The sequence below is a fragment of the Thermogemmatispora sp. genome (genome assembly GCF_042408735.1).
Classification (GTDB): Bacteria; Chloroflexota; Ktedonobacteria; order Ktedonobacterales; family Ktedonobacteraceae; genus Thermogemmatispora.
Window position 1 is genome coordinate 41,023 of sequence record NZ_JBHOQV010000178.1, and the last position, 9,869, is coordinate 50,891.

Genomic DNA, 9,869 nt, shown 5'->3' on the forward strand with positions numbered 1-9,869 from the left:
TCTACGCGCACTCAGCGGCGCCTCTGAAGTTAGCGAACAATTACGCTGGTCAACTGCAACTCCCGTGCATCCGGTATCGCCCTGACTGTCCCGGATGCACCTTGCAGCTGCACAGGCAGTCTGGCCTGCACATCCATCATTGTACTGCCTGAACGACTTGCAGGTACAAGCGCAATAGAAATATGGGCTAGCCCGGGAGCGATCTGGCGAGACCCCAGGCTGAAAGGCAGCGTCTTCAGAACCTGGATCTGGCCAGGTTGCCAGGTAGTCGTTGGACAAAACGGGAAGCCTGGGAAGTCCTGCGACAAAAGGTGCTCCCGACCGGCACTGTCCCTGAGCAAGACCAGCAGGTTGAGGGCCGGCAGGGAAGAGCTTCTGGCCCGCAGATAGAAGGTGAACTGCAGATAGGTGCCGCCGTCGATCGTCGCGGGCGTCGGCGTACTGTAGCCAACCACATCCACCAAAGGCTGGGCCCCGTCAAGGCTGCTAAAGGTCGCCCTGATCGGCCGCTCAACCTGTTGGGCTGTGGCCCATTGGAACGAGCAGAAAGCAGCGGGCAGGACGGGCAGAGCCTGCGGCCCGCTGCTCGCCGGGGAGACGGGCGAGATCGCCGGCTCTGGCAGACCGCGCTTCAGCAGCAGATAGCCATCCTGAGCAGCAACAATGCCATAGTCTCCACTGAAAAGGACTTTCTTGACCTCGGCAGTGTAGCTGCCCAAAAAGAGCGGATACATATCGCTCGTCACATCAAGAAAGACGTAGTCGGCCTGCTGATCCGCGTAGGGGAAGAGATAGATGCGCGAGCGATGACTGACATGGGGGACAAGGGCCGATTGGGCTGAGACCGAGGCTGTGGGCGGAATCATCTGGATGAAGCGCTCAGCTAACCGTGTGTGAGCATTGATTACGGGCCACTCGAAGCCAGGCGAAAAGGGCATGGTGCCGTGAGTGTTGTCGGCTCGGACCACCGAGACGAGCAAATAGCTCGTGAGCAGCGCCAGCAAGGCGAGCTGTCCCCAGCTCAGATGGCCGTGCGAACCCGACAGATCTGCCCGCCTCTCACGAGCAGCCAGACGCGCGCGCCAGCTCCCCCAGGCAGCCATTAGCTTGCTCCCGAGCGCGCGAACACGACGCAGCAGCCACTGAGCAAGCCATCCGATCACCACCACGGCCTCAATGCTGGCAAAGATCAGGACGGGTACGATCTCGGCATTGTAGTGATAGAGGCCGCTATACATATCGGGCTTCGAGCTGAGTAAATTGAGAGCCAGGGTTGGCAGCGCCAGGACCAGCACCCAGGGTGCCAGCAGCGGCAAATAGCCGGTGGGGCTGAGCACCTGACGCAAATAAAAGAAATGCTGTCGCTCGAAGACATATTGCTTGAGAATCGCGAGAGGATGGAGCAGGATATTCTTGGCGATATCGACAGGCCCATTGCCGAGATGAGCATAGCGCGAGGCCAGCAACGGCCCTCCAGCGAGGCGGGTCACCACCAACTCCAGAGCGACCCAGGCCAGGGCCAGCAGGAGCAGGCCCAGACCAGAGCGCCAACGTCGCTGGAAGAGCAGCGACCACAGACCAAGAAGGGCCACCAGGAGAGGGATCTCCTCTTTACAGGCCATCGCCAGCACCGCGAAGATGAAGGTCCAGGCCGTCTGGCGCGTATACATAAAGTAGAGCACAAACAGCAAGAGGGCCGAGGTGAAGGTGACGGCGTGGAAGTCGTTGAGCAAGGCCAGGTTCTGAAGAGGATGCAAAAGATAGAGGAGAGCAAAGCCGACGGCGATCCACTCGTTGCGCAAGCGCCAGCGGGCCAGCCAGAAAGCAGGGAAGGCCCCGGAGGCTACAACCAGCGTCTGCAAGACCAGCAAGGTTTTCGGCGTCGCCCAGAGCAGATAGAGCAAAGCCACCGGAAAGAGAATCGGCTCAAAGTGAATCGCGAAGCGACTGATTCCGTTGATACTGTAGCAGTTTGTATCGCCGACAATATTACAGATCGTTTGATGGAGCAGCTCGCCATGCAGGGTTGACCAAACGGCCTGATCCATGATGCCCAGATCTTCCGCATTGGTCTGGAAGGCATCCTGGCGCGCTGTCAAATACCAGATAAAGAAGGCAGAGAAGAGCAGCGCCGCTCCGGCCACCAGAGCCGTTGCGACCCAGAAAGAGCGTCGGCGCGGCAACGGCTCCGGCGGGGGATAAAGGTAGAGGCGATTCCAGGTGACAGCCAGCCACTTACGCAGAGAGGCGCTAGCCTTCATATCCCTTCCCTCCTCCTCCCTCGTAGGAAGCGACCGGTGCGTCAGAGGTCACAGTCTGCGGAGGCCGGCCCGCTGACTCCGCCTGGGCCTCACGAGCGGCTGTGGCCTCCCCTGTCTGAGAGAGCGCCCCTGCTTGCTCTGGAAGAGCTGGTTGCTTGTCCGATGCTTCTGCTCTCCGCTGTTCCCCCTGTCTCTGGGCCTGCTCTGCGCGGATCTGGCGTACCTGGTGCAGCCCACCAAGATAGGCTACACTGACACAGAGTAGCTCAGCCAGCGTTGAGACCAGGCGGGAGAGCAGGGCCAACACGTAGCCCAGAGCCGCAGGCAAGACAGGCAGAGAGAAGCTGAAGAGCAGAGCGATGGCCCCTTCGCGGAAACCCAGACCGCTAGGCGTGATAAAGGAGATAAAGCCAATATCCCAGCCGAGGGCATAAATGCCAACACAGATCGGTAGGGCCACCAGAGGCGTTGCCGGCCACAGCGCCAGAACCAGCAGGTAGAACCCCAGACCGGCAACTAACCAGCTCAGGCACCAGAAGAAAGAGATCAACAAAATATCGCGATAGCGCAGCGCCAGCCGCACCGGCTCGCGCCTGAGCAGACGCAAAGCCAGGTTGAGCAAGCCCCCCAGGATACGCGGATGCAGCCCAACCAGGACGGCCAGCACGGCTACGGCGCTGAAAGCCAGAAAGAAGAGGCCCTGGCTGGAGCCTAGGGCATGGACATCGCTCCAGAAAAGCAGGCTGAGAGCAAAGACAAAGGCCCCAGTCGCCAGCTTCGTTACCAGCTCCACCACCATGCTGGTGAAGGCCATCGACCGCGGCACGCCATACTTACCAACCCAAAGGATGCGGGTCAATACATGCCAGACGTTACCGGGAATATAGCGCACAAACTCTGAAGCCAGATAGATGCGCAGGCTGGCACCCAGGGGCAAGTGGTAGCCAAGGCGAGCCAGGACATTCTTCCAGATCAAGCCAAACGACAGCTCCTGGAGCACAAAGCCCAGGAAAGCCAGACCCAGCAGGACCGGATTCCACTCGAAGCGATGGGAGGCCAGAGCGCTCCAGTTATTCTTCACCTGGATAGCAAAGAAGACCAGGACCAGTACCGGCAGCCCGAAGCGCACCAGCACTTTGGCCCAGCGTATAAGGATCGCTCTGCTCATTGGACATCGATTTCCTGCTTAATACTATACTCCTCCCCTGGCTGGAAGGCATAATGGCGGATCATCTCGCTTTGCAAGCCCACCAGAACAAACTGGACGCCGAAGATCATCAGGAGAATGCCCACAAAGAGCATTGGCTGGGTATGAATCGGCTGATTCTCAATCAGGCGACTGCGAACCACCACCCAGGCATCGATCAGCAATCCCAGCATGAAGGTCCAGAAACCGAAGGGACCGAAGAGACGCAAAGGCGTACGCAGGAAGGTCGTCAGGAAAAGAACATTGAGCAGATCGATCAGTCCGCGCGCGAAGCGGCGAGCCCCAAACTTCGAGACTCCAAACCGACGCGGATGATGGCGGACCTTGATCTCGGTCACCCGATAGCCGCGCCACTGGGCCATCACTGGGACAAAGCGATGGAACTCGCCGTAGAGTTTGAGATGGGGATCATCAATGACCTCGCGCCGATAGGCCTTAAAGCCATTGTTGATATCGTGCAGCGGCACCCCGGTCAGTGTCCTGACCATAGCATTGAAGACGCGCGAGGGGAAGGTCTTGGTAATCGGGTCGAGGCGCGGGTACTTCCAGCCGGAGACCAGATCATAGCCCTCCTCAAGCTTCTCCAGGAAACGCGGAATCTCGGCGGGATCATCCTGGAGATCGCCATCCATCGTAAAGACAATCTTTCCCCGACAACGACTGAAGCCTGCCACCAGCGCTGGCGTCTTGCCAAAATTCTTGCGGAAGCGAATCACCCGCACGATCCCGGGATGCTCATCGTGCAGAGCTTTCACCTCGGCAAAGGTATTATCGGTACTGCCGTCATCGACAAAAATCACTTCGTAGGAGCGACCGAGCTGTTCAAGCTGAGCGGTCAGCCGCTCGAAGAGGGGCCGGATATTCTCCTGCTCGTTCATGACCGGGATGACAACCGAGATCCCGACGCCCTGCCTCGCCTCCCTGTCAACAGCGGCAGTGACGGCGGTGTCCGCTCGCTGGGGAATAGCTAGCGATGACATTTCCATCTGCTGCATACTCTTGGGACTCCACAAAACCCTGAGTTTAGGCTGATGCCTGCTCTCCGTGCGCCGGCCTATTATAGCATACTGTCTTTCCCTGACAGTAGTTGATGGTACCTTTACGTGAGGAAGGACCATCTCATTGGATGTAGAACGAATGGCTATCGAGAAAGGATACGCCTCTTCTCGAAGGCCAAGAGAACTGGGTCCGCGCCTGGCCCCAAGGTATCGCTTCTCACTCTAAAGCCGCGAAGAGATCGGGTCGATCACTGGTCAGAGCATCAACCCCGCTCGCCGCCAGCCTCTGCAGGCCCTCCAGGCTGTTGACCGTCCAGACGCCAAGCTTGAGGCCATAAGCGTGGACAAGCGCCGGGAGCTGGGGCTGAACGAGGGACACCTCCACATCCAACCAGCTACATCCCAGCTCACGCACCTGCTCGAGAAGAGTGTCAAGGGCCTGCCCCGCCTGGGGGTCCCAGATGTCCTCCGAGAGAATGGCCCCCGTCTCTATCTCCGGCTTCAGGCGTCTAAGCTCCGGCAACAGATACCAGTCAAAGGAGATCACCACCGCCTGGCTCAGCATGTCGCTGCGCTCCAGCTCTTGCACCACCGCCTCGGCGATGCCCGGGTAGCGTCCGTAGACGCTGCCTCGCCTACTCGGCTTGATTTCAATCCAGATACGCCGCCTCCCTTTGATGAGTTCAAGCACTTCTCGAAGCGTGGGAATCCGTTCCGGCTCCGGCCAGCCCCCAGGATAGCGCGCCGCCACATTGAGGGCGCGCAGATAGGCAAAGTCTAAATCGAGAATGTTCCCCCGACCCTCGGTGAGCCGCTCAACGGTGGCATCGTGGAAAACGATGAGCTGCCCATCGCGGCTCATTTGAACGTCTAGCTCAATGGCATCCACTGGCAGAGCTAACGCCTGCCGAAAGGCCGCCAGGGTGTTCTCAGGCGCTAGCAGTGCCCCTCCACGATGTGCGATACGCTGAATTACACTTTCCATACATCACTCCATATAAAGTGCTACACTTTATTTAAATAAATTTCTCTAGCGAAGCAGATGGGCTGTATCTGCTCAGAAGCCGATAGCGAGCAAGGGACGTGTCGGATTCCCCGCCTCATTTATTGCGACCTCGCTCTCTGTGAGTGTATACTAGATGTGTAGCCACTGTACAAGATGTACGTTACCTTCGTGTTTCGTCCGAAGGTCGTCCATCCCTTATATGCGTTCACCAGACAGCGAAGAACCTTGTCTTTCCCGGCGGTAGGGCAAGGAACTGCCCTTGTTTCACTCATACGCAAGGAGCCAGAACATGGCAGTGAAGGTCTTCCTGGCCTACACCTTCAAAGACGAAGCCGCGCGTAACGAACTCATGAATCACCTCTATCAACTCCGCTGGCAAGGTCTCATTGCTGATTGGGAGGAGCGTGCTACGGGCCAGGGTCTTTCCTGGCAAGGAAGCGGTGAGATCAGCCCCGCTCTGGAGCGAGCGCAGCTTATTCTTTTGTTAGTCAGCCCCGACTTTGTGCACTCCGCCTACTGCTACAGCGCGGAGCTGAAAGCGGCCCTCCAGCGCCATGAAGCTGGCCTGGCGCGTGTGATCCCTGTGCTTGTGCGTCCGACCGAGCGCGAGGACACGCCCTTAGCCGAGCTTGCGGTTCTGCCGACCAATGGAGTAGCGATCAGCGCCTGGGAGGACCGCGAGGCGGCCTGGGAGCAGGTAGTTGCAGAATTACGGGCCTGGCTCTCCGCCGTCGCTGCTGTCGATCCCCCGCATTCTTCTCCTGGCTCCCTTCGGCTGCCTCCGGTGCCGATTGCCTCTGGCGGTGGTGCCAAACGGGTAGCCTCCTCTGCCCCTTTGTCTTCATCCTGGCTTGTCCCCTATCGACGGAATCCGATCTTCACTGGACGCGCCTCGTTGCTGACTTACCTGCACGACATTCCTATCAGCAACAAGGCCAGCGCCGTCACTCCGCCACAGGTGGTCAGTGGACCAGCCGGCAGCGGTAAAACCCAGCTGGCTTTGGAATATGCCTACCGTTACGGCCAGGAGTACGAGGCTGTTCTCTGGGTCAATGCGGCCAGTCGACAGCTTCTTATCCACGAGTTGACACGGGTCGCAGAGGCGCTGGAGCTGCCCGAGCGCACGTTGCCTAATCAGTACCTGGTGGCCCTGGCGGTGCGCCGTTGGTTGGAAAAGACGCCAGGCTGGCTGCTGATCCTGGACAATGTCGCCGATAGCGAGGTGGTGCGCGATCTGCTGCCCGTGGGGGCTCGCGGTCACCTGATTCTGCTGGCTCGCCAGCCGTTAGCCTTGCCCGCCGCGCTGCAGGTGAGGCTCCCCGCGCTCGAGGCTGAGGAAGCGGCTCTTCTGTTGTTGCGGGCTGCCGGCCTGGTGTCAGCTCAGGCATCGCTAGAGGAAGCCCCCCCGGCTGAGGCCACTCGGGCCGGCGAGGTGGTGGCCGCCTTCGCAGCTCATCCCCTGGCGCTCGTTCTGGCTGGGGCCTATATCGATACAGAACAATGTAGCCTGAGCAGTTATCTGAATCTCTATAAGCAGGCCTGCCTTGAGCTGCGCCGCGGTGGTTGGTCGGCCACTCATCAGGTCGACAGTTTCTCTGAGCCGCTGGCCGCCGCGCTGCATATCAGCCTCTCACGCGCCGAGCGCACCAGTCGGAGCGCCGTTGAACTGTTGCGCCTCTGCGCCTTTCTACAGCCCGATCATATCCCCTTGAAGATGCTGATTAGTGGTGGCGGCGAATTAGAGGAGAGCCTGCGCCAGCTCCTGATGGAGGACTTCGACTTACTCAAGCTGATCCATAATCTGCGCCGCTTTGCGCTGGTCGACTACAGTCAACGCGCCCTCGTCCTGCATCGTCTGGTGAGCGCCTTTGTGCGCCAGCGTTTGAGCCGGGAATCGCGTCTGCTCTGGGCCGAGCAAACGATCCGTCTGCTCGAGAGCGCCTGTCTGAGCGAGACCTCTTCTCCTACCGTTCTCTATCGAGCCTATCTGCCCCACTTATTGACTTGTGCTCGTTGGATCGAGGAGTGGCAGCTAACCAGTCCCGATGCGGCACGCCTCCTGGAGCAGACGGGCTACTACCTGCAGCGCTCGGTGGCCTACCGCGAGGCTGAGCCGCTCCTGCGCCGCGCGCTGGCCATACGCGAGCAGCAGCTTGGGCCAGCCCATCCTGAGCTGAGTGCCAGCCTTTACAATCTGGCGCTTTTCTACGAGGAGCAGGGGCGACCTTCCGAGGCGGAAGCTCTCTACCGGCGGGTCGTCGCTATTGAAGAGCGACAGAGCGGAAGCGATCGCCAGGGATTGACACGGGCCCTTTACCGACTGGCGCTGCTCTATCGCGATCGGCGTGATTTTGAGCGCGCCGAGACGCTGTTTTTGCAAGTACTGGAGAGCTGGCAGCAGGAGTTGGCGCCGGAACATCCTTTGCTGGCTACCCTTTATAATGAGTTGGCAACGCTCTATCGCGCCCAGGGACGCTATGAGCAGGCCGAGCTGCTCTATCAACGGGCACTGCACATGCGGGAGCAGCTGCTGGGCAGGGATCACCCAGCCGTGGCGCAAACCCTCAGCGCCCTGGCCAGCCTCTATCACGTGCAGCAGCGCTATGAGGAGGCCGAGCGCTGCTATCTGCAGGCCGTGGCCATCGATGAGAGCCTGCCCCTCTCCGAGCAGCTAGATCTGGCAACGACCTTGAATAACCTGGCTCTGCTCTATCGCGAGACCGGACGCTATGGACAGGCTGAGCTGCTCTATCAGCGGGCGCTGGCACTCTACCGGCAGCTGGTCGGCGATGAGCACCCCTATACAGCAAGCTGTCTGGAAAATCTGGCGATGCTCTATCACGACCACGGTGAGTACGAGCGAGCAGAGCCTCTGTATCAGAGCGCTCTCCAGATTCGTGAGCGCACCCTGGGGGCAGACCATCCAGCGCTGGCTATCAACTTGAATAATCTGGCCGCGCTCTACACTGCCTTGCATAGGCACGGTCCAGCCCGCTCGCTCTTTAAGCGGGCTTTGGAGATCGGTGAGCGAGCTTTCGGGAAGAACCATCCAACCTATGGGCGTTTCCTGGAAAATTACGCGCTTTTACTGCAACAAACACGGCAGGTGAGTCGAGCGCTTGAGCTGCTGGCCCAGGCCCGCGAGATCCAGGCGCGGCAGGCCCGAGAATTCTCGGTCGGCCAGGCCGGAATGGGAGCCAATCAGAGCAAGGCCATCGTTCCCGGCTAGGAGGGCATTGAGTGGGGCTGGCCTGTGGTCAGCGGTGGACCGCAGGATGAGTTGTTAAGATGACAGGGAAGGCGATCACAGGCCGGCTCTGCGCCAGAATACCAGAAGAAAGGGCTGGAAGAGTAATGAGTTTACAACCAGGGTTGAAAGGTGAAGCGAACACAACGGTCGTCTATGAAAATACGGCTGCCGCTGTGGGAGCGGGGGGAGTGGAGGTCTTTGCGACTCCAATGATGATCGCCTTGATGGAGAACGCCGCCTGGCGGGCGGTGGCCGACTTTTTAGAGGAGGGCTACGTCTCGGTAGGGACGCGCGTCGATGTGCGCCATCTGGCGGCCACGCCAATCGGTCAGCGCGTGCGTGCCATAGCTGAGCTGGTCGAGGTGGATGGCCGGCGCCTGCTCTTCAGAGTCGAGGCTTACGATGAGGAGAAGAAGATCGGCGAGGGCTTCCACGAGCGCTTTGTTGTCCACCTCCAACGCTTCTTGGAGCGCCTGAAATAATTCCCCCCTTGCCTGGCGTTATAGAGTGTGGTAAGATAAAGAAGCCACCAGACAGTGGCCTTTATCCAATCCTGCCTCTGATCACCTGGACTGACCAGATGGGCAGGGCGATCGGGTTATCCCGGAGGGAGGATCCTCCCGCCCACCCGATCGACCACACGCGCTACGGGGATGTCGGGTTTCGACAGACAGGCTGTTGAAAGGATTGCAGGCCGAGGTGCCGGTGTGCTCTCTCGTTAAACAACCGGCGAAAAAATAACTGCCAACAAGGCAAATTACTCCTACGCTCTCGCCGCTTAATTAGGCGAGCGTCGTCCCTCTGACCTTTGCCTGTGGGGTCAGATGCGGGCGCCGAGGACACGGGCTGCGATGCCGATGATCGCTCTCTAGTCGGCATCTAAGACCAGAGAGCCAGCGCCGGGGAATCCTGTCGGTGGGAGTCCTCTGCGCGTAGCGAATACACCGACTAAGCCTGTAGGATATCCTTTAACAGGTTTGCCTGGACGGGGAGTTCGACTCTCCCCCATCTCCACCAATCGAGGCCGCTTCCGAAGCGGCCTCGATTTTGGCTTTCCTCTCCAGATAGCAACCGTGTAGCAACTTCCTGCCTACTCCGGCAATTCCCCTCCTCCCTTCGCCTCTTCCTCCCCCTGCTGGTTGAACAC

Annotated in this window: 6 protein-coding genes and 1 other RNA gene; 3 read left to right on the top strand and 4 right to left on the bottom strand. The window is 59.5% G+C overall.

Annotated features, from left to right (window positions below):
• Window positions 1-29: 29 nt before the first annotated feature.
• From ACFMO7_RS19215 to ACFMO7_RS19230, 4 genes are all read right to left on the bottom strand, one after another.
• The gene (locus tag ACFMO7_RS19215; RefSeq protein ID WP_376797105.1) at window positions 30-2,261 is read right to left on the bottom strand and encodes a DUF2079 domain-containing protein; all 2,232 of its coding nucleotides are present in this window, start codon (window positions 2,259-2,261) and stop codon (window positions 30-32) included.
• Window positions 2,251-3,429 (bottom strand): YbhN family protein, encoded by a 1,179-nt coding sequence (locus ACFMO7_RS19220; protein ID WP_376797106.1) that lies wholly within the window; start codon window positions 3,427-3,429, stop codon window positions 2,251-2,253. Before ACFMO7_RS19220 ends, ACFMO7_RS19215 begins: the two co-directional genes overlap by 11 nt.
• Window positions 3,426-4,463, bottom strand: a complete 1,038-nt coding sequence (locus ACFMO7_RS19225; protein ID WP_376797107.1) for a glycosyltransferase family 2 protein — start codon at window positions 4,461-4,463, stop codon at window positions 3,426-3,428. Before ACFMO7_RS19225 ends, ACFMO7_RS19220 begins: the two co-directional genes overlap by 4 nt.
• Window positions 4,464-4,683: 220 nt before the next feature.
• Window positions 4,684-5,451: a glycerophosphodiester phosphodiesterase gene (locus ACFMO7_RS19230; RefSeq protein WP_376797108.1), complete on the bottom strand. Its 768-nt coding sequence runs from the start codon at window positions 5,449-5,451 to the stop codon at window positions 4,684-4,686.
• A 310-nt stretch (window positions 5,452-5,761) separates the two neighbouring features.
• Here ACFMO7_RS19230 and fxsT point away from each other — a divergent pair, with 310 nt between their 5' ends.
• The 3 genes from fxsT to ssrA all read left to right on the top strand — a co-directional run bounded on the left by fxsT (window position 5,762) and on the right by ssrA (window position 9,739).
• A complete protein-coding gene (fxsT, locus tag ACFMO7_RS19235; protein WP_376797109.1) occupies window positions 5,762-8,701 on the top strand; it encodes an FxSxx-COOH system tetratricopeptide repeat protein in 2,940 nt (979 codons plus the stop codon).
• Between the two features lie 125 nt (window positions 8,702-8,826).
• A complete protein-coding gene (locus tag ACFMO7_RS19240; RefSeq protein ID WP_376797110.1) occupies window positions 8,827-9,204 on the top strand; it encodes a thioesterase family protein in 378 nt (125 codons plus the stop codon).
• A gap of 167 nt (window positions 9,205-9,371) precedes the next feature.
• Window positions 9,372-9,739, top strand: a transfer-messenger RNA (tmRNA) gene (gene ssrA, locus ACFMO7_RS19245).
• The last annotated feature ends 130 nt before the right edge of the window (window positions 9,740-9,869 follow it).

Excerpts from the sequence above, each read along its gene's own strand:
- ACFMO7_RS19215 (WP_376797105.1), bottom strand. The coding sequence starts at position 2,261 with ATGAAGGCTAGCGCCTCTCTGCGTAAGTGGCTGGCTGTCACCTGGAAT.
- fxsT (WP_376797109.1), top strand. The coding sequence starts at position 5,762 with ATGGCAGTGAAGGTCTTCCTGGCCTACACCTTCAAAGACGAAGCCGCG.
- ACFMO7_RS19225 (WP_376797107.1), bottom strand. The coding sequence starts at position 4,463 with ATGCAGCAGATGGAAATGTCATCGCTAGCTATTCCCCAGCGAGCGGAC.
- ACFMO7_RS19230 (WP_376797108.1), bottom strand. The coding sequence starts at position 5,451 with ATGGAAAGTGTAATTCAGCGTATCGCACATCGTGGAGGGGCACTGCTA.
- ACFMO7_RS19220 (WP_376797106.1), bottom strand. The coding sequence starts at position 3,429 with ATGAGCAGAGCGATCCTTATACGCTGGGCCAAAGTGCTGGTGCGCTTC.
- ACFMO7_RS19240 (WP_376797110.1), top strand. The coding sequence starts at position 8,827 with ATGAGTTTACAACCAGGGTTGAAAGGTGAAGCGAACACAACGGTCGTC.